This window comes from Kitasatospora sp. NPDC092948 (assembly GCF_044754805.1).
Lineage (GTDB): Bacteria > Actinomycetota > Actinomycetes > Streptomycetales > Streptomycetaceae > Kitasatospora.
The window spans coordinates 198,692-218,895 of sequence record NZ_JBIVPU010000010.1 but is presented as its reverse complement, the minus strand read 5'-3'; the positions used below and the strand labels follow the sequence as shown (position 1 = coordinate 218,895).

Sequence of the window (20,204 nt, the reverse complement as noted above, 5' to 3'; positions counted from 1 at the left end):
TTTGAATGCCGCCCGTGGCCGGGCAAGAGGCCCAAGCGTAACGCCGTGAGCGGACGCGCAAGGCGTCGCGCCGTCGGCCGGAGGCCTTCGCGGGACAGGCGTCAGTCGAGGGGTTCGGCGCAGGCGACGGTGGGGTTCATGGCGAGGGCGCCGGGCGGGGCCGGGATGGTGAAGGTGACGGTGGCCCGGTCGGGGCAGCCCGGCTCGGTCTCGGTGGAGAGGTGGACGGTCTGCTTGACGTACTCCTTGTCGACCTTGTACTCGGGCTTGTGGTCGCCCTTGCCGTCGCAGCGGGTCTCGGCGACGGTGTCGGAGCCGCTCGCGCTCTTGGTGGCGTAGACGCAGTCGCCGACGACGATGCCGACCCCGCCGCCACCGCCGGGGTCGCCCGGGTGCGGGTCGTGCAGGTTGCGCAGGCAGGCCCAGGCGCTGCGGTTGCCCGACACGTAGGTCAGGGCGTTCTGGGTGAGGTCGAGGACGGCGTCGGTGCCGTCGGGGCACTCCGCGCCGTGCGGGAGGGCGGCGGCGACGCCGGTCAGGGTGCCGCTGCGCTTGATGACCTTGGCCTCGGCGCTCGGGCTGTCGCACGGCACCATCTCGTAGCGGGAGGTGGTGCTGCCCGGGTCGAGGGCGCGGGCGCAGGCGCCCTCGGCGAAGTACGAGTCGTCGAGCCCGGCGGGGGAGGGGGAGACGGCGGCGGACGGGGTGGCGGGGGAGGTCGTGGTGGGCGAGGGGCTGGGCGGCGGTGCGGCCTTGGCGTGCTTGGCGGGCTCGCAGCCGACCAGGAGCAGGCCGGCGGTGAGCAGGGCCAGTCCGGTCCCGGCGGCGCGCAGGAGTGTGCGGGTCATGTCGGTCCTCCGTACCCGGGGTGTGTTCGACGGGCACACGAAATGCCCAACCCGTCTGGAAATGACGGGCTTTGGTCAACGCTACCCTGACGCACCGTCAGTCCCGCGGGTCGGGCGGGAGCGTGATCTCCGGAGCGGTCGGCGCGCCCGTTCGCGGTTCACCGGCGGAGCCAGCAGGCTGGGCGCAGAGATATCCCTTTTGTCGGATTTACCTGCTCTGCGAGGAGAGAAGGCCATGAAGGCAGCTGTGGTCCGGGACTTCACCGAGCCGCTGGAGATCGAGGAACGCGAGGTGCCGACCCCGGCGCCGCACCAGGTGCTGGTGCGGATCGAGAGCTCCGGCCTGTGCCACACCGACATCCACGCCGCGCACGGCGACTGGCCGGTCAAGCCGTCCCCGCCGTTCGTGCCCGGCCACGAGGGCGTCGGCATCGTGGAGGCGGCCGGCGCGAACGTCCGGCACGTCAAGGAGGGCGAACGGGTCGCCATCCCGTGGCTGGCCGACGCCTGCGGGCGCTGCGACTACTGCGTCACCGGCTGGGAGACGCTCTGCCTGTCCCAGCACAACTCCGGCTACTCGGTGGACGGGGCCTACGCCGAGTACGCCCTCGCGCACGGCGACTACGTGGTGCCGGTCCCCGACGGCGTGGACCCGATGGACGCCGCCCCGCTGTCCTGCGCGGGCGTCACCACGTACAAGGCCGTCAAGCTGTCCGGCGCCCGCCCCGGCACCCGGGTGCTGATCTCCGGCATCGGCGGCCTCGGCCACCTGGCGCTCCAGTACGCGCGGATCTTCGGCGCGGAGACCGTCGCGGTGGACATCACCGACGACAAGCTGAAGCTCGCCAGGGAACTCGGCGCCGACCACGTGATCGACGCCCGGACCCAGGACGTCGCCCACGAGGTGCACAGGCTCGGCGGCGCCGACGCCGCCGTCTCGCTGGCCGTCAGCAACGCCTCCTTCCGCGCCGCCTACGACGCGCTCCGCCGCGGCGGCACCCTGGTGCTGGTCGCGCTGCCCGCCGAGGGCGAGCTGACGCTGCCGGTGTTCGAGACGGTGCTGAACGGCACCAGGGTGATCGGCTCGATCGTCGGCACCCGGCAGGACCTGGCCGAGGTGTTCCGGCTGCACCAGCTGGGCCGGACCAAGGTGATCCGGGAGACCCGGAAGCTGGAGGACGTGAACGCCTGCATCGAGGACGTGCTGGCCGGCAAGGTCACGGCCCGGCTGGTGTTCGACCTGCGCTGACCGGGACGAGGGGGCGGAGCCGGTGCGGCTCCGCCCCCTCGACGGTTCGTCAGGCGGACGGGCGGCCGGTCATCAGGGCGGTGATCTCCGCGGCGAGCTCCGGGCCGAGCTGCCCCCAGCCCTCCTTGTAGCCGTACACGCCGGCCAGCGTGCGGGCCTCGTAGTCGCCGTTCAGCACCTCGATGTCGTCGGCGGTGATCAGCGACGGGTGGGCGACGCCCAGCGCGGAGGAGACCTTGGTCAGCTCCTTGCGCAGGGTGCGCAGGTAGACCGCGGCCCGGGTGGACTTGGACGCCGGGTCGACGCCGCGGGCCAGCCACGGGTTCTGGGTGGCGATGCCGGTCGGGCACTTGTCGGTGTGGCACTTCTGGGCCTGGATGCAGCCGATCGACAGCATCGCCTCGCGCGCCACGTTGATCATGTCGGCGCCCAGCGCGAACGCCACCGCCGCGTTCTCCGGCAGGCCGAGCTTGCCGGAGCCGATGAACGTCAGCTCGTCGGTCAGCCCCAGCTCCGCGAAGGTGCCGTAGACCCGGGAGAAACCCATCCGGAACGGCAGTGACACCGAGTCCGCGAACATCCGCGGCGCGGCGCCGGTGCCGCCCTCGCCGCCGTCCACCGTCACGAAGTCCACGCCGCGGTCGCCGCGCGCCATCAGCGCGGCCAGCTCCTGCCAGAAGTCCAGCTCGCCGACGGCGCTCTTGATGCCGACCGGCAGGCCGGTCTCGGCGGCCAGCAGCTCGACGAAGTCCAGCATCGAGTCCACGTCGCCGAACGCGGAGTGCCGCGACGGCGAGGCACAGTCCTGGCCGACCGGGATGCCGCGGATCTTCGCGATCTCCGGCGTCACCTTCGCGCCCGGCAGCATGCCGCCCAGGCCCGGCTTGGCGCCCTGCGACAGCTTGATCTCGATCGCCTTGACGGGCGCGCCGGCGACCACGTCCTTCAGCTTGTCGAGGTTGAAGGTGCCGTCCTCGTTGCGGCAGCCGAAGTACGAGGTGCCGAGCTGCAGCACCAGGTCGGCGCCGCTGCGGTGGTACGGCGACAGGCCGCCCTCGCCGGTGTTGTGCATCGCGCCGGCCTGCGCCGCGCCCTGGTTGAGCGCCGTGATGGCCGCCCCCGACAGCGAGCCGAAGCTCATCGCGGAGATGTTCACGATGCTGCCCGGGCGGAACGCCCTGGCCCGCCCGCGCGGACCGCCCAGCACCTTGGCCGACGGCAGCGCGGCCTGCGGGTCGTGCCCGTCCGGCAGCGGCCCGGCGAAGGTGCGCTGCTTCAGGTAGGCGCGGCCCTGCGCCTGCGCGACGTCCACCTCGGTGCCGAAGCCGAAGTAGTTGTTCTCCTCCTTGGCGGAGGCGTAGATCCAGGTCCGCTGGTCCCGGCTGAACGGCCGCTCCTCCTCGTTGGAGGTGACGATGTACTGCCGCAGCTCCGGCCCGATCGTCTCCAGCGCGTACCGGGCGTGCCCGAGCACGGGGAAGTTCCGCAGCAGGGCGTGCTTCTTCTGGAGCAGGTCGCGGGCGGCGAGGACCGCCACCGCGGCGGCCGCGGCCGCGCCGATCTTCCGGGCTTGCATGAACGTTCCTCCTGAGTGCCGGCCCCGTCCCCACGCGGCGGAGCCGAACCGATGCTAGGAGGTCCGCCCGCACCCCCCGGCGGCCAGGGGGCCTGCCGCCGGATCACCCCAGGTCAGGGCCCCGCCGGGCCCGCTCTTTCCGGATCTCGCCGGGCGCCCGCCGCCGCGCGCCGATCCGGCAAGACCCGGAAGAGCGGGCCTAGATGCACCAGCCGTCGCGGTACGCCGCCCAGTGGTCCGGGGTCGCCGCGAAGTCCACGTACAGCGCCAGGCCGAAGTTCTGCCGGGTGTCGGTGCCGAGCGCGAGCCGGGCGCCGCGGACCGCCGCGCGGACCGTCTCGGCGTCGCCGCGGTGGGTCGGGGTGTCGTCCCAGTACGCGGGCAGGCCCATCAGCAGGTCGACGTCCGGCGGGGTGTTGGCCAGCGCCAGCGCGGTCTGCCGGGCGACGTAGCCGCCGTACAGCGACTCCACCGGCATCGAGGTGTCGTACGACATCACCGCGACCTGGTCGACCCGCCCCGCGGCCTGCGCGAAGTACCCGGCGCTCCACCACTTGCCGTGGTCGGTCAGCGCGAAACTGACCCGCCCGACCATCGGCACGGGCTCGATCTGCGGGGCCGCGATCGACAGCGGGGCGGAGCGGGCGGCGGTCAGCGCGTGCACCTGGTCGAGCAGCGCCAGGAAGCCCGGGGAGCCGTTGTGCACCGGCTCCAGGTCGAAGTGGACGCCGTCGAAGCCCAGGTCGAGGACCTGCCCCGCGGAGGCCGTGATCCGGTCCCGGACGTCCGGCCGGTCCAGGTGCAGGCCCTCCTTCTCCGGCGCCACCACGTCGCCCAGCCAGGACTGGATCCGCACCCCCGGCATCGCCGCCCGGGCCCGGCCGAGGAAGTCCGCGACGCCCGGGGCCAGCTTCGGATCGAGCGAACCGTCGTGCTCCAGCGGCCCGGTGTGCACGTACAGGTCGTGGATGCCGGTGCCGCGCACCCGCCCCGCCAGCACCGACAGGTCCGCGTCGGTGCGCCGCCCGTCCACCCAGGCGTGGCCCAGCCAGATCGCGTCCCGGCCGCGGGTCCGGGCGTCCGCCGACGGGTCGCCCGAGTAGCACCAGCGCAGCGCGAGCGCCGCGCCCAGCACCGGCAGCACCAGCAGGGTCGCCAGCAGCGCGCAGGCGGTCAGCACCCGGCGGCGCCGGGTCCATCGGGTGCGCAGCCCCCAGCGGCGACGCGCCCGGGCGGGCCCGGTCCGTAATGCGGACACCGCCAGGGCGCGGATGCGGTGATGCCACCTGCTCGGATGCGGTGAAACGGGCATGATCGGGCTCCCTTCCGGTGGACAGGGACGCCCAGGATGCGAAATGGGTTCCATGGCACAGCCGTCGGGCGGATACCCTGGCCGGGTGCGCCCCCGGTGAAGGTGGGGCCGCATAGCCGACAGCCGTCGCAACCAGGGAGCAGCCTCATGGCCACCGTTGTATCCACGTCCGCCCACCAGGACCGCGCCACCGCGTTGCGCGAGGCGCTCGCCACCCGGGTGGTGGTGGCCGACGGAGCGATGGGAACGATGCTCCAGGCGCAGGAGCCGACGATGGAGGACTTCCAGCAGCTGGAGGGCTGCAACGAGATCCTCAACGTGACCCGCCCGGACATCGTCCGCTCGGTGCACGACGCCTACTTCGCGGTCGGCGTGGACTGCGTGGAGACCAACACCTTCGGCGCCAACCACTCCGCGCTCGGCGAGTACGACATCCCGGAGCGGATCTTCGAACTGTCCGAGGCCGGCGCCCGGATCGCCCGCGAGGTCGCCGACGAGTACACCGCCCAGGACGGCCGCGTCCGCTGGGTGCTCGGCTCGATCGGCCCCGGCACCAAGCTGCCGACGCTCGGTCACATCACCTTCGAGACGGTCCGCGAGGGCTTCCGGCTGAACGCGGCCGGCCTGATCGCGGGCGGCGCCGACGCGCTGCTGGTCGAGACCAGCCAGGACCTGCTGCAGACCAAGGCGTCGGTGCTCGGCTGCAAGGACGCCCTCGCCGAGGCCGGCCTGGACCTGCCGGTACTCGCGCAGGTCACGGTGGAGACCACCGGCACCATGCTGCTGGGCTCGGAGATCGGCGCCGCGCTGACCGCGCTGGAGCCGCTCGGCGTCGACTTCATCGGCATGAACTGCGCCACCGGCCCCGCCGAGATGAGCGAGCACCTGCGCTACCTGGCGAAGAACGCCAAGGTCGGCCTGTCCTGCATGCCGAACGCCGGCCTGCCGGTGCTCACCAAGGACGGCGCGCACTACCCGCTCAGCCCGGCCGAACTCGCCGACGCGCACGAGGCCTTCGTCCAGGACTACGGCCTGTCGCTGGTCGGCGGCTGCTGCGGCACCACCCCCGAGCACCTGCGCCAGGTGGTCGAGCGGGTGCAGGGCCTGCCGATCACCCCGCGCGACCCGAGGCCCGAGCCGTCCGCCGCCTCGCTGTACCAGGCGGTGCCGTTCCGGCAGGACACCTCGTACCTGGCGATCGGCGAGCGCACCAACGCCAACGGGTCGAAGAAGTTCCGCGAGGCGATGCTCGCCGCGGACTGGCAGACCTGTGTGGAGATCGCCCGCGACCAGATCCGCGAGGGCGCGCACCTGCTCGACCTGTGCGTGGACTACGTCGGCCGGGACGGCGTCGCCGACATGAAGGAGATCGCCGGCCGGCTGGCGACCGCCTCCACCCTGCCGATCGTGCTGGACTCCACCGAGCCGCCCGTGCTGCGGGCCGGCCTGGAGATGCTGGGCGGGCGCGCGGTGCTGAACTCCGTCAACTACGAGGACGGCGACGGCCCCGACACCCGCTTCGGGAAGATCGCGGGGCTGGCCCGCGAGCACGGCGCCGGCCTGATCGCCCTGACCATCGACGAACAGGGCCAGGCCCGCACCGCCGAGACGAAGGTCGCGATCGCCGAGCGGCTGATCGACCAGCTCACCACCGAGTACGGCGTCGAGGAGTCCTCGATCCTGGTGGACTGCCTGACCTTCACCCTGGCCACCGGCCAGGAGGAGTCCCGCCGCGACGGCATCGAGACCATCGAGGCGATCCGCGAGCTCAAGCGCCGCCGCCCGAACGTGCAGACCACCCTGGGCCTGTCCAACATCTCCTTCGGCCTGAACCCGGCCGCCCGGCAGGTCGTCAACTCGGTCTTCCTGCACGAGTGCGTGGAGGCCGGCCTGGACTCGGCGATCGTGCACGCCGCGAAGATCCTGCCGATGAACCGCATCCCCGAGGACCGCCGGCAGACCGCCCTGGACCTCGTGTACGACCGCCGCAGCGAGGGCTACGACCCGCTGCAGAAGCTGCTCCAGCTGTTCGAGGGCGTCTCCGCCGCCTCCAGCGCCGCGTCCAAGGCCGAGGAGCTCGCCGCGCTCCCGCTCGAGGAGCGCCTGCAGCGCCGCATCATCGACGGCGAGCGCAACGGCCTGGAGGCCGACCTGGAGGCCGCGCTGACGGAGCGTCCGGCGCTGGAGATCATCAACGACACGCTGCTGTCCGGCATGAAGGTGGTCGGCGAGCTGTTCGGCTCCGGCGAGATGCAGCTGCCGTTCGTGCTGCAGTCCGCCGAGGTGATGAAGGCCGCGGTGGCCCACCTGGAGCCGCACATGGAGAAGTCCGACAGCGAGGGCAAGGGCACCATCGTGCTCGCCACCGTCAAGGGCGACGTCCACGACATCGGCAAGAACCTGGTCGACATCATCCTGTCGAACAACGGCTACAACGTGGTCAACCTGGGCATCAAGCAGCCCGTCTCGGCGATCGTCGAGGCCGCGCAGGAGCACAAGGCCGACGTGATCGGCATGTCCGGCCTGCTGGTCAAGTCCACGGTGATCATGAAGGAGAACCTGGAGGAGCTCAACCAGCGCGGCCTGGCCGCCGACTTCCCGGTGATCCTCGGCGGCGCCGCCCTCACCCGCGCCTACGTCGAGCAGGACCTGCACGAGGTCTACGACGGCGAGGTCCGCTACGCCCGCGACGCCTTCGAGGGCCTGCGGCTGATGGACGCCCTGATCGGCGTCAAGCGCGGCGTGCCCGGCGTGGTGCTGCCCGAGCTGCGGCAGCGCCGGCACGCCCGGGTCGAGATCGAGGAGCCGGAGGAGGTCAACCTCGGGCAGATCCGCTCCGACGTGGCGATCGACAACCCGGTGCCCACCCCGCCGTTCTGGGGCGACCGGATCATCAAGGGCATCCCGTTCCAGGACTACGCCTCCTGGCTCGACGAGGACGCCCTCTTCAAGGGCCAGTGGGGCCTCAAGGGCGGCCGCTCCGGCGGGCCCTCGTACGAGGAGCTGGTGGAGACCGAGGGCCGCCCGCGGCTGCGCGGCTGGCTGGACCGCCTGCAGACCGAGGGCTGGCTGGAGCCCGCCGTCGTCCACGGCTACTACCGGGCCAACTCCAAGGGCGACGACCTGATCGTCTACGGCGAGGACGACACCGAGCTGACCCGGTTCACCTTCCCCCGCCAGCGCCGCGGCCGCCGCCTCTGCCTGGCCGACTTCTTCCGCCCGGAGGAGAGCGGCGAGCGCGACGTGGTGGGCCTCCAGGTGGTCACCATGGGCAACCGGATCTCCGAGGCCGCCAACGAGCTGTTCGCCGGCAACTCCTACCGCGACTACCTCGAACTCCACGGCCTGTCCGTGCAGTTGGCCGAGGCGCTGGCCGAGTTCTGGCACGCCCGGGTCCGCTACGAGCTCGGCTTCGGCGACGAGGACCCGCAGGACGTGAAGGACATGTTCGCGCTCAAGTACCGCGGCGCGCGCTTCTCGCTCGGCTACGGCGCCTGCCCGAACCTGGAGGACCGCGCCAAGATCGCCGAACTGCTCAAGCCCGAGCGGGTCGGCGTGATCCTCTCCGAGGAGTACCAGCTGCACCCCGAGCAGTCCACGGACGCCATCGTGCTGCACCACCCCGAGGCCAAGTACTTCAACGCCCGGTAGGCGCCCCGGGGCGCCGCAGCAGAACTTCAACCACGGATCATCCGTTCGCCTCGCCGGGGCCCGACGCAATCCGCACCGGCAGGCGTATTCTTGATGATCCTGAACGGGCCGGTCCGCTCACCAGCGGGCCGGCCTGTGCCATCCCCGGACGCAGTGCGCTCCGGACGACCACCCGGAAGGACGGCGCGCATGACGACGGTCTCGACCCCGATCCGTGTCGGCGGAGACGGCGACGACGGCGGCCTGCAGGCCGTCCTGCTCGACATGGACGGCACCCTGGTCGACACCGAGGACTTCTGGTGGCAGGCCGAGGTCGACCTGTTCGCCGAACTCGGCCACCGGCTCACCCCCGAGGACCGCACCCACGTGGTCGGCGGCCCGATGACCCGCGTCATCGACTACCTGCTCACCCGCACCGGCGCGAACATCCGCCCCGCCGACCTCGGGGCCCAGATCAACCAGCGCTTCGTGGACCTGCTGGACGGCGGCGTCCCGCTGATGCCCGGCGCCGAGCGGCTGCTCAACACCCTTGCCGCGCACGGCATTCCGGCCGCCCTGGTGTCCGCCTCGCACCGGCACATCATCGACATCGTGCTGCGCAGCCTGGGCCCGCAGAACTTCGCCTTCACGGTGGCCGGCGACGAGGTGCCGCGCACCAAGCCGTTCCCCGACCCGTACCTGACCGCCGCCGCCCGCCTCGGCGCCGACCCGGCCCGCTGCGTGGTGGTCGAGGACACCCCGACCGGCGTCGCCGCCGCGGAGGCGGCCGGCTGCCCCGTCATCGCGGTACCCTCCATCGCCGCCATCGAGCCCGGCCCCGGCCGCCTGGTGCTGCCCTCGCTCGAACAGGTCGACCTCGACCTGCTGCGCACCCTGGCCGGCACCCGGGTGTGATCTTCGTCTCCTCTGTGCGGTTTTCCGGTTCCCCTCCGCGTCCGTGGGTACGCGGACCGTATCCGGCAGCGGGTATGAAATCGGGCATTGGCTGACAACTCGTCGGTCCTTCGGGTGTGGTCTTCCCCCCATTGACCACCCATTGTTCGAACAGTCGGTGACCGACCCGGTGCGATGTGGCACGCTACAACCGATCAGAACGCCCTACCGCGCCGCCGCCCTCCACCGTCGAATCCGGTACCCGGGTGCCCGCGCGGTCGTACCGGCCTGCGCCCTGCCGCCCCACCCCGGCGGCCGGACTCGGGTGCCTCCGGGGCGAGCCGGCCGCACGCAGTAAGGAAGACCACCCCGCATGACTACGCCCAACCGCCTGGCCGTGCTCAGCTGCGCCGCGCTCGTCGTCACCACGGCGGCCGGCTGCGCCTCCGTGGAGAAGGTCGCCGGTGGCGGCGACGGCAACGGCGCCGCGATCACCCTGGGCACCACCAACGGGGCCACCGTGTTCGACCCGGCCGGCGCCTACCAGATCGGCTCCTGGCTGGTACTGAACAACTCCTTCCAGTCGCTGCTGTCCTTCCCGCCCGGCGCGACCGTGCCGCAGCCGGACGCCGCCGAGTCCTGCCAGTTCACTGGCAACGACACGATGACGTACAAGTGCACGCTGAAGGCTGGGCTGAAGTTCACCAACGGGCACCCGGTGACGGCCGAGGACGTCAAGTACTCGATCGACCGCACCAAGAAGATCAACGACCCGGCCGGTCCGGTGCCGCTGCTGTCGACCATCAAGTCGGTGGAGGCCACCGGCGAACTCGACGTCGTCTTCCACCTGGAGACCCCCGACGCGGTGCTCCCGGCCAAGCTGGCCTCGCCGGCCGGCGCGATAGTCGACCACCAGGTCTTCCCGGCTGACAAGCTGCTCCCCAACGACAAGCTGGTCGGCTCCGGGGCGTACCGGATCGACGCGATCGAGAACCGCGGCACCAGCCCCAGCAAGGTCACGCTGTCGCCGAACCCGACCTACCACGGCGCCGCCACCAAGCCCGAGAACAGCAAGTTCACCGTCCGCTACTACGAGAAGACGGACGATCTGAAGGCCGCTGTCGAAAAGGGCGAGGTGGACGTGGCGGACAACAGCCTCGACCCCGCCACGGCGGCGCAGATCAAGAACGACGACCAGTCCGGCAAGGGCAACCTGCGGGTCGCCGAGGGCGACAGCGGCGAGACCTTCTACCTGGTGTTCAACACCAAGGACGACGTCGGCGGCAAGCAGGCGGTCCGGCAGGCCATGGCCCAGCTGATCGACCGCAAGGCGCTCGCCCACGACGTCTACGCGGGCACCGTGCTGCCGCTGTACTCGGTCGTCCCGGCCGGCGTGGTCGGCCACAACACCGCCTTCTTCGACAAGTACGGCGAGCCGGACGTCGCCAAGGCCAAGAAGTACCTGACCGACGCGCACATCACCACCCCGGTCAAGATCAACCTGACCTGGTCGCGCTCCCGGGCCGGCGCCGCCGAGCTGGAGAACGTCAAGAAGCAGCTGGAGGCCAGCGGTCTGTTCCAGGTGACGGTCCAGCAGGAACCCGACTGGGACACCTTCATCGCCAACTGGTCGAACGACAGCTACCAGGCCTACCTGATCGGCTGGACCCCCGACTACGTCGACGCGGACGACTACATCTCCCCGCTGGTGGTCGGCGGCGGCGCGTTCCACAACAACTGGGACGACCCGCAGATCAGCACCAAGCTGGTGCCGGACTCGATCAAGATGACCGACCGCACCGGCGGCGGCGCCTACGCGATCATCCAGAACCGGCTGGCCGACGCGGTGCCGATGGTCCCGCTGTACCAGAACAAGTCCTTCTACGTGTACAAGAACGGCGTCACCGGCGTCGACACCACCGTGGACAACACCAGCCGCTTCCGGTTCTGGCTGATCGGCCGCAACAAGAAGTAACGATTCGCCCGGCAGCACAACGGCCCGCCACCCCACCGGGGGTGACGGGCCGTCGGCCGTTCCGGGGCCCGTGAGGGGCCGCGCCGGCCGCTACATCGCGCCGGGGCGCACCAGGCCGCTCTCGTACGCGTACACCGCCGCCTGCACCCGGTCCCGCAGCTGCAGCTTGGTCAGCACATGGCCGACATGGGTCTTCACCGTCGTCTCGGAGACGAACAGCTCGGCGGCGATCTCCGCGTTCGACAGCCCGCGGGCCACCAGCCGCAGCACCTCCACCTCGCGCTCGGTCAGCACCGTCAGCGCCTGCGGCGGGGCCTCGTCGCCCGACGGCAGCTTGGTGGCGTACATGTCCAGCAGACGGCGGGTCACCGACGGGGCGAGCATCGCCGCGCCGTCCGCCACCACCCGGATCGCCTGCACCAGTTCCTCGGCCGGCACGTCCTTCAACAGGAAGCCGCTGGCGCCCGCGCGCAGCGCCTCCACCACGTACTCGTCGAGGTCGAAGGTGGTCAGCACCAGCACCTTCGCCGGACCGCTGCGGTCCGGGCCGGCGATCCGGCGGGTCGCCTCCACGCCGTCCATCCGCGGCATCCGGATGTCCATCAGCACCACGTCCGGCTGCAGCGCGCGGACCTGGTCCAGCGCCTGCTGGCCGTCGCCCGCCTCGCCGACCACCACCAGATCGGACTCCGCCTCCAGGATCATCCGGAAACCGGTACGGAGCAGCGGCTGGTCGTCCACCAGCAGCACACGGATCGTCACCTACGACTCCTTGCGGGGATTGGTCAGAGTGGCCAGGGGCAGCGGGTACGGCGGGGGAGTGCCGCCGAACTCCGGACAGCTGGACTTGTGGTCGCACCAGTCGCACAGCCGGTTGCGGGTCGCCGGGAACTCGCCGGTGGCCACCGCCGCCGAGATCGCCTCCCACAGCGCCTCCAGCTTCCGCTCCACCGCCAGCAGATCGGCCTGGTCCGGGTCGTACGTCACCACATCGCCGCCGCCGCCGAGATACACCAGCTGCAGCCGCTTGGGGAGCACGCCCTTCCAGCGCCACACCACCAGGGCGTAGAACTTCATCTGGAACATCGCCTTGCCCTCGAAGTCCCGCGAGGGCGCCCGGCCGGTCTTGTAGTCCACCAGCCGGACCTCGCCGGACGGCGCGACGTCCACCCGGTCGATGTAGCCGCGCAGCAGCAGGCCCGAGGCCAGCGCGGTCTCCACGTAGAGCTCCCGCTCCACCGGGTGCAGCCGGGTCGGGTCCTCCAGCCGGAACCACTTCTCCACCAGCTTCTCGGCGTCGCCCAGCCAGCCGGCCAACTGCTCCGGCGCGTCCGGGAACAGTCCGGCCAGCTCCGGCCGTTCTCCGAGCAGCCGCTCCCACTGCGGGGCGAGCAGCCCCCGGGCCCGCTCGGGGGTGCGCTCGGCCGGCGGATGGTCGAACAGCCGCTCCAGCACGGCGTGCACCAGCGTCCCCCGGGTCGCCGCCGGACTCGGCGGCTCCGGGAGCCGGTCGATCACCCGCAGCCGGTACAGCAGCGGGCAGGTCATGAAGTCACCGGCCCTCGACGGCGACAGCCCGGTCGGCGGGGCCGCCGGACGGGCAGTGGGCGTGGGGTCGGTCTGCTGCATGCCCCGACCCTATTGCACCGCACCGACAGCTCGGTCGAAGAGGTGGGTATGGGAAAGGAGAGCGGGGTGCGCCGCCGCAGCGGGCGGGAGATCACGTAGCGTACGAGGCGCAGAGAGTCGGCGGAGGGTGGAGGGAGCACGGTGAACGACACCAAGGGGCGGACGCCGGGGACGCCGGGCCCGCCGGAGGGCGGCGAACCGCCCCGCGGCGGCATCCTGATGGGCCGCCCGCTCGGCGTGCCGGTCTACGTCACCCCGTCCTGGTTCCTGGTCGCCGCACTGATCACCTGGATCTTCGGCAGCCGGCTCGGCGACGTGCTGCCCGGCCTCGGCGCCACCCGCTACCTGCTCGCCTTCTCCTTCGCCGTCGCCTTCTACGCCTCGGTGCTGGTCCACGAACTCGCCCACACCCTGGTCGGCCTGCGCTACAAGCTCGGCGTGCGGCGCATCCAGCTCCAGTTCCTCGGCGGCGTCTCCGAGATCGAGAAGGAGGCCGACCGGCCCTGGCGCGAGTTCTGGCTCGCCCTGGTCGGCCCGCTGCTCTCACTGGTGCTGGCCGGCGTGTTCTGGGCCGGCTTCCGCGCCGTCGAACCCGCCACCGTCCCCGGCGTGCTGCTGGCCGGCCTGATGATCTCCAACCTGGTGGTCGCCGCCTTCAACCTGCTGCCCGGCCTCCCGCTGGACGGCGGACGGATGCTGCGCGCCGTCGTCTGGGCCGTCACCGGCAACCCCATGAAGGGCACCCTGGCCGCCGTCTGGACCGGCCGCGCCCTGGCCGTCGCCGTCGTCCTGGTGCTGCCCGTCGTCGGCGCCTCGCAGAACGCCGAACGCTCCACCGGCGAAGCCATGCTCGACGGCGTGCTCGCCGCGATCCTCGGCTTCATCATCTGGCAGGGCGCCGGCAACTCCCTGCGCAACGCCCGCCTCAAGGAGATCCTGCCCGACCTCAAGGTCCGCGACCTGGCCCGCCGCAGCATCGACGTCACCTCCGACACCCCCCTCGGCGAAGCGCTCCGCCGGGCCCACGAGGCCCACGCCGGCGCCATCGTGGTGGTCGACGGCCGCGGCGAACCCACCGCCCTGGTCAAGGAGTCGGCGGTCGCCGGCATCCCCGAACACCGCCGCCCCTGGGTCGCCGTCTCCGCCGTCGCCCGCGACCTCGAACCCGGCCACACCGTCCCCGTCGACCTGGCCGGCGAACAGATCCTGGAGACCCTGCGCCGCGCCCCCGCCTCCGAATACCTGGTGGTCCGCGCCGACGGCAGCGTCTACGGCGTGCTCTCCCTCACCGACCTCGAACGCCGCCTCACCGCCGCGCTCCTCGGCCGCCCGACAGTCTGAACCGATCATGTGGTCGGGGGAGCCCTCCGGCTCCCGTAGGATGGCCCCCATGTCCGAACCGACCGGTGCCGCCCGCCGACGCGGGCCCTTCAAGGTCGGGGACCAGGTCCAGCTGACCGACCCCAAGGGCCGCCACTACACGTTCACGCTCCAGGCCGGGAACCAGTTCCACACCCACAAGGGTGCGTTCCCGCACGACGAGCTGATCGGCGCTCCCGAGGGCACGGTCGTCCGCACGACGGGCAACGTCCCGTACCTCGCGCTGCGCCCCCTGCTCCCCGACTACGTCCTCTCCATGCCGCGCGGCGCAGCCGTGATCTACCCCAAGGACGCGGGGCAGATCCTGGCCATGGCCGACATCTTCGCCGGCGCGAGGGTGGTGGAGGCGGGCGTCGGATCCGGCGCCCTGTCCACCTACCTGCTGCGCGCCGTCGGCGACACCGGCATGCTCGCCTCCTACGAGCGGCGTGAGGACTTCGCGGACATCGCCCGCGGCAACGTCGAACGCTACTTCGGCGGCCCGCACCCCGCGTGGAAGCTCACCGTCGGCGACCTCCAGGACAACCTGGTCGAGACCGACGTCGACCGCGTCATCCTCGACATGCTCGCCCCCTGGGAGTGCCTGGACGTCGCCTCCAAGGCGCTCGTCCCCGGCGGCCTCATCTGCTGCTACGTGGCCACCACCACGCAGATGTCCCGCACCGTCGAGGCGCTGCGCGAACACGGCACCTTCACCGAGCCGCAGGCCTGGGAGACCATGGTCCGCACCTGGCACCTCGAAGGCCTCGCGGTCCGCCCCGACCACCGCATGATCGGCCACACCGGCTTCCTCCTCACCGCCCGCCGCCTGGCCGACGGAGTCGAGCCCCCGCTGCGCCGCCGCCGCCCCGCGAAGGGCGCCTACGGCGAGGACTACGACGTGGCCGAGCCCGAGCTGACGCTCGCGGAGCGGGCCGCCGTGCGCAAGGCCCAGCGGGAAGCGGCTTCGCACGATGGTCGCGACCTGAGCTGATTCGTAGCGCCGGCAGGTGGGCGCGAAAGCAGGGGCGCGGGGAACTGCGCGAGCAAGAAGTGCACTTCAGCAAGGTCGCGATCAACGGCAAGTCATTGCCCGCGACGCGACCTTGCGGATGGGCGCCTTCCGCTTCGCGCAGTTCCCCGCGCCCCTGTTTGTGCATCCGCTGCCGATTTCCCGCGCCCCTGTTTTCGGGCCCACCCGCCAGCGAGCCACTGTTCCCCCGTGTGCGAAAATGCCCACACCGGAAGGGGAGTCTGTGGTGCATGCAGGGTCGGGGTTGAAGCACTGGGTGCTGGTCGCGGCGGGGTGCGCCGCTGTGGTGGGTGGGGCGTTGGGGGCGACGTCGGCGACCGGGGCGGTGGTGACGGCGCATCAGGAAGTTGACGCCGTGGTGCCGGAGGTGGACCTGGAGAAGGTCCAACTGCCCATGGAGTGCGGGCCGTTCCCGACCGCGGTGAGCCTGAAGGCGTCGGCGGTGGTGAACGGGAAGGCGCTGGGGGTTCTCGCCGCGCACTGTCAGGCCGACATGGGGACGCCGCCGGACCAGGTGTTCGTGGTGGAGGGCGCCGGCAAGCCGGTCGAGTTGCTCGCGGACCGGGACGGCTACACGCTCACCGAGTTGGCGATCCGTTCCGACGGGTCGATCCGCGGAGCGGCTCGCGGCTACTCCTCCGACGACGTGCCGCGGTTCTCGCCGGACGTCGCGGTGGAGCTGGTGTGGACGCAGTCCGCCCGCGGGTGGGCGAAGACCGAGACCCGGACTCCCGCCCACACCGCCTGACGGATCGTCAGTCCGCGTCCGGGCCGTACACCTCGACGCCGTCGGCGGCCCGGCGGACGTGGATGCAGTCGCCCGGGCAGTCCTTCACCGAGTCGACCACGTCCTTCAGGAGCGTCAGCGGAACGGGCACCGTCTCGCCGGGCTGCTGGCGCAACTCGTCGTCCTCGCCCTTCACATAGGCGAGCCCGTCGATGTCGAGTTCGAAGACCTCGGGCGCGTACTGCGCGCAGATCCCGTCACCGGTGCACAGATCCTGGTCGATCCAGACTTCGAGTGCCTCGCCCGTCCCCGCCATTGCCCCTGCCGTTTCTGCTCCGGTTGCCCCGCATTCGGGGACATTCCTGTCACGATACATGCGCGCTGCTTTGAACCGTTGAGCGGTGGGCATCTCCTCTGTCAGAGGGGAAGCGCGCAGGGCGAACATCGGACACGCCCGATCCATCTTTCTGATCTAGGGGTTTACATGACCCTGGTCCCAGGTAGGTTTGGGTCGTCCAGCTCCCCCAGGAGGAGGTGAGGACCGTGGCAGCCCACGATGACGACTACGACCGCAGCGCCGGCAGGCCCGCACGGGGGTCCGACGAGGCCGCGCAGGTCTCCTACCTCGAGCAGGAGATCGCTGTGCTTCGACGCCGGCTCGCCGATTCTCCGCGCAGCTCAAGGGTGCTTGAGGAGCGGATCGTCGAGCTGCAGACCAACCTGGCCGGTGTGACCGCCCAGAACGAGAGGCTCGTCGCCACCCTGCGCGAGGCCCGCGACCAGATCGTGGCCCTCAAGGAGGAGGTGGACCGGCTCGCCCAGCCGCCCGCCGGGTTCGGCGTCTTCCTCGAGAAGAACGAGGACGGCACCGCCGACATCTTCACCGGCGGCCGCAAGCTCCGGGTCAACGTCAGCCCCGGCGTGGAGCTGGACGAGCTGCGCCGCGGCCAGGAGGTGATGCTCAACGAGGCGCTGAACGTCGTCGAGGCGATGGAGTTCGAGCGGATCGGCGAGATCGTCACGCTCAAGGAGGTGCTGGAGGGCGGCGACCGGGCACTGGTGGTCGGGCACACCGACGAGGAACGGGTGGTGCGCCTCGCCGAGCCGCTCCGCGAGCTGACGCTGCGGGCCGGCGACGCGCTGCTGCTGGAGCCGCGCTCCGGGTACGTGTACGAGGTGGTTCCGAAGTCCGAGGTCGAGGAACTGGTCCTCGAGGAGGTCCCGGACATCGACTACCGGCAGATCGGCGGCCTGTCCAACCAGATCGAGCAGATCCGGGACGCGGTGGAGCTGCCCTACCTGCACGCCGACCTGTTCAAGGAGTTCGAGCTGCGTCCGCCCAAGGGCGTGCTGCTGTACGGCCCGCCCGGCTGCGGCAAGACGTTGATCGCCAAGGCGGTGGCCAACTCGCTGGCCAAGAAGGTCGCCGAGGTGACGGGCCGGCCGCAGGGCAAGAGCTACTTCCTGAACATCAAGGGCCCCGAGCTGCTCAACAAGTACGTGGGCGAGACCGAGCGGCAGATCCGCCTGGTTTTCCAGCGGGCCCGGGAGAAGGCCGGCGAGGGCACGCCGGTCATCGTGTTCTTCGACGAGATGGAGTCGCTGTTCCGCACCCGCGGCTCCGGCGTCAGCTCGGACGTGGAGAACACCATCGTCCCGCAGCTGCTGGCGGAGATCGACGGCGTGGAGGGCCTGGAGAACGTCATCGTGATCGGCGCCTCCAACCGCGAGGACATGATCGACCCGGCGATCCTGCGGCCCGGCCGCCTGGACGTCAAGATCAAGATCGAGCGGCCGGACGCCGAGGCGGCGAAGGACATCTTCTCCAAGTACCTCAAGGACTCGCTGCCCTTCCACCCCGACGACCTCAAGGAGCACGACGGCTCGGTGCCCGCCACCGTCGACGCCATGATCCAGTCGGTGGTCGAGCGGATGTACTCCGAGACGGAGGAGAACCGCTTCCTGGAGGTCACCTACGCCAACGGCGACAAGGAAGTGCTGTTCTTCAAGGACTTCAACTCCGGCGCGATGATCCAGAACATCGTCGACCGGGCGAAGAAGATGGCGATCAAGGACTTCCTCGACCACGGCCAGCGCGGCCTGCGGGTCTCCCACCTGCTCGCCGCCTGCGTGGACGAGTTCAAGGAGAACGAGGACCTGCCCAACACCACCAACCCGGACGACTGGGCCCGCATCTCCGGCAAGAAGGGCGAGCGGATCGTGTTCATCCGCACCCTGGTCACCGGCAAGCAGGGCGCCGAGTCCGGTCGCTCCATCGACACTGTCGCCAACACGGGGCAGTACCTGTAGTACGCGAACCACCCGTCCGGCTGCGGTGCTCGGCACAGTTCCGCAGCCGGACGGCGCGTCTGCACCGGCAGTACCGACAGGGTCTGGAGGGCCGCATGACCGTACGGCGCGTGATGGGGATCGAGACCGAGTACGGAATCTCCGTACCCGGGCACCCCAACGCCAACGCCATGCTCACCTCGTCCCAGATCGTCAACGCCTACGCGGCGGCGATGCACCGGGCGCGCCGCGCCCGCTGGGACTTCGAGGAGGAGAATCCGCTGCGCGACGCCCGGGGCTTCGACCTGGCCCGGGACGTGGCGGACGCCAGCCAGCTCACCGACGAGGACATCGGCCTGGCCAACGTCATCCTCACCAACGGCGCCCGGTTCTACGTCGACCACGCCCACCCCGAGTACTCGTCACCCGAAGTCACCAACCCGCGCGACGCGGTGCTCTGGGACAAGGCCGGCGAGCGCATCATGGCCGAGGCCGCCGCCCGCGCGCTGGAGCTGCCCAACGGGCAGCGGATCCTGCTCTACAAGAACAACACCGACAACAAGGGCGCCTCCTACGGCACCCACGAGAACTACCTGATGCAGCGGGCCACCCCGTTCGCCGACATCGTCCGCCACCTCACGCCGTTCTTCGTCTCCCGCCAGGTGGTGTGCGGCGCCGGCCGGGTCGGGATCGGGCAGGAGGGCGGCGGGCACGGCTTCCAGATCAGCCAGCGCGCCGACTACTTCGAGGTCGAGGTCGGCCTGGAGACCACCCTCAAGCGCCCCATCATCAACACCCGCGACGAGCCGCACGCCGACGCCGAGAAGTACCGCCGGCTGCACGTCATCATCGGCGACGCCAACCTCTCCGAGATCTCCACCTACCTCAAGCTCGGCACCACCGCGCTGGTCCTGTCGATGATCGAGGACGGCTTCATCGCCGTCGACCTCGCCGTCGACCAGCCGGTGCGCACCCTGCACCGGATCTCCCACGACCCGGACCTGAAGCACCTGGTGTCGCTGCGCTCCGGGCGCAAGCTCACCGCCGTCCAGTTGCAGATGGAGTACTACGAACTGGCCCGCAAGTACGTCGAGGACCGCTTCGGGCAGGACGCCGACGACCAGACCACGGACGTGCTGGCCCGCTGGGAGGACGTGCTCGGCCGGCTGGAGCGCGACCCGATGAGCCTGTCCCGACAGCTCGACTGGGTCGCCAAGAAGGAGATCCTGGAGGGCTACCGCCAGCGCGACGCCCTGAACTGGGACAGCCCGCGCCTCCAGCTGGTCGACCTCCAGTACAGCGACGTACGCCCCGACAAGGGCCTGTACAACCGCCTGGAGGCCCGCGGCCGGATGGAGCGCCTGCTCACCGAGGACGAAGTCCGCCGCGCCGTCTCCCAGCCGCCCGACGACACCCGGGCCTACTTCCGCGGCCGCTGCCTGGAGCAGTACGCCGACCACGTGGCCGCCGCGTCCTGGGACTCGGTCATCTTCGACCTGCCCGGGCACGACAGCCTCCAGCGCGTGCCCACCATGGAGCCGCTGCGCGGCACCAAGGCGCACGTCAAGGAACTGCTCGACCGGTGCCGCACCGCGGAAGACCTGGTGCGGGTCCTCTCCGGCGGGTAACTTTTCGATCACCACGGGTGAACATTCCCGGACGGGGAATCATTCAGGTGAGCAG

Annotated in this window: 15 protein-coding genes; 9 read left to right on the top strand and 6 right to left on the bottom strand. The window is 71.1% G+C overall.

Going from position 1 to position 20,204, the window contains the following annotated elements; genetic code table 11:
* Nucleotides 1-101: 101 nt before the first annotated feature.
* Entirely contained in the window at nucleotides 102-848 is a 747-nt protein-coding gene (locus ACIQF6_RS26580) for a hypothetical protein (protein WP_400899268.1), read from the bottom strand.
* Between the two features lie 235 nt (nucleotides 849-1,083).
* Between ACIQF6_RS26580 and adhP the strand changes: the two genes are divergently transcribed.
* Complete coding sequence (gene adhP, locus ACIQF6_RS26575; protein WP_400899266.1) at nucleotides 1,084-2,097, top strand: alcohol dehydrogenase AdhP; 1,014 nt, start codon at nucleotides 1,084-1,086, stop codon at nucleotides 2,095-2,097.
* Nucleotides 2,098-2,146: 49 nt separating this feature from the next.
* On the opposite strand, the gene ACIQF6_RS26570 is transcribed toward adhP, so the two are convergent.
* Nucleotides 2,147-3,673, bottom strand: coding sequence for an FMN-binding glutamate synthase family protein (locus ACIQF6_RS26570; protein WP_400899264.1), 1,527 nt, complete (start codon nucleotides 3,671-3,673; stop codon nucleotides 2,147-2,149).
* A 199-nt stretch (nucleotides 3,674-3,872) separates the two neighbouring features.
* Nucleotides 3,873-4,985, bottom strand: coding sequence for a hypothetical protein (locus tag ACIQF6_RS26565; RefSeq protein WP_400899262.1), 1,113 nt, complete (start codon nucleotides 4,983-4,985; stop codon nucleotides 3,873-3,875).
* A 147-nt stretch (nucleotides 4,986-5,132) separates the two neighbouring features.
* Here ACIQF6_RS26565 and metH point away from each other — a divergent pair, with 147 nt between their 5' ends.
* The 3 genes from metH (at nucleotide 5,133) to ACIQF6_RS26550 (ending at nucleotide 11,484) form a co-directional block, all read left to right on the top strand.
* Nucleotides 5,133-8,636 carry a methionine synthase gene (metH, locus tag ACIQF6_RS26560; protein ID WP_400899260.1) on the top strand — a complete coding sequence of 1,168 codons (3,504 nt, stop codon included), beginning with the start codon at nucleotides 5,133-5,135 and terminating at the stop codon, nucleotides 8,634-8,636.
* Nucleotides 8,637-8,825: 189 nt separating this feature from the next.
* Entirely contained in the window at nucleotides 8,826-9,530 is a 705-nt protein-coding gene (locus tag ACIQF6_RS26555) for an HAD family hydrolase (protein WP_400899258.1), read from the top strand.
* A 352-nt stretch (nucleotides 9,531-9,882) separates the two neighbouring features.
* On the top strand, nucleotides 9,883-11,484 hold the full coding sequence (locus ACIQF6_RS26550) for an ABC transporter substrate-binding protein (protein WP_400899256.1): 1,602 nt from the start codon (nucleotides 9,883-9,885) through the stop codon (nucleotides 11,482-11,484).
* Nucleotides 11,485-11,574: 90 nt separating this feature from the next.
* Here ACIQF6_RS26550 and ACIQF6_RS26545 read toward each other — a convergent pair whose 3' ends face one another.
* Together ACIQF6_RS26545 and ACIQF6_RS26540 are read right to left on the bottom strand one after the other, a co-directional pair.
* Nucleotides 11,575-12,246 (bottom strand): response regulator transcription factor, encoded by a 672-nt coding sequence (locus tag ACIQF6_RS26545; protein WP_043911498.1) that lies wholly within the window; start codon nucleotides 12,244-12,246, stop codon nucleotides 11,575-11,577.
* A complete protein-coding gene (locus tag ACIQF6_RS26540; RefSeq protein ID WP_400899253.1) occupies nucleotides 12,247-13,113 on the bottom strand; it encodes a RecB family exonuclease in 867 nt (288 codons plus the stop codon).
* 141 nt (nucleotides 13,114-13,254) lie between these two features.
* Between ACIQF6_RS26540 and ACIQF6_RS26535 the strand changes: the two genes are divergently transcribed.
* From ACIQF6_RS26535 to ACIQF6_RS26525, 3 genes are all read left to right on the top strand, one after another.
* Nucleotides 13,255-14,454: a site-2 protease family protein gene (locus ACIQF6_RS26535; RefSeq protein ID WP_400899251.1), complete on the top strand. Its 1,200-nt coding sequence runs from the start codon at nucleotides 13,255-13,257 to the stop codon at nucleotides 14,452-14,454.
* 49 nt (nucleotides 14,455-14,503) lie between these two features.
* Nucleotides 14,504-15,466 carry a tRNA (adenine-N1)-methyltransferase gene (locus ACIQF6_RS26530; protein WP_400899249.1) on the top strand — a complete coding sequence of 321 codons (963 nt, stop codon included), beginning with the start codon at nucleotides 14,504-14,506 and terminating at the stop codon, nucleotides 15,464-15,466.
* Between the two features lie 265 nt (nucleotides 15,467-15,731).
* Nucleotides 15,732-16,253, top strand: coding sequence for a hypothetical protein (locus ACIQF6_RS26525; protein ID WP_400899247.1), 522 nt, complete (start codon nucleotides 15,732-15,734; stop codon nucleotides 16,251-16,253).
* 7 nt (nucleotides 16,254-16,260) lie between these two features.
* On the opposite strand, the gene ACIQF6_RS26520 is transcribed toward ACIQF6_RS26525, so the two are convergent.
* Nucleotides 16,261-16,548 (bottom strand): ferredoxin, encoded by a 288-nt coding sequence (locus tag ACIQF6_RS26520; protein ID WP_400899245.1) that lies wholly within the window; start codon nucleotides 16,546-16,548, stop codon nucleotides 16,261-16,263.
* Between the two features lie 227 nt (nucleotides 16,549-16,775).
* On the opposite strand from ACIQF6_RS26520, the gene arc reads away from it, so the two are divergent.
* Complete coding sequence (arc, locus tag ACIQF6_RS26515; protein ID WP_400899243.1) at nucleotides 16,776-18,542, top strand: proteasome ATPase; 1,767 nt, start codon at nucleotides 16,776-16,778, stop codon at nucleotides 18,540-18,542.
* Nucleotides 18,543-18,637: 95 nt separating this feature from the next.
* Nucleotides 18,638-20,149: a depupylase/deamidase Dop gene (dop, locus tag ACIQF6_RS26510; RefSeq protein WP_400899241.1), complete on the top strand. Its 1,512-nt coding sequence runs from the start codon at nucleotides 18,638-18,640 to the stop codon at nucleotides 20,147-20,149.
* Nucleotides 20,150-20,204: the final 55 nt, after the last annotated feature.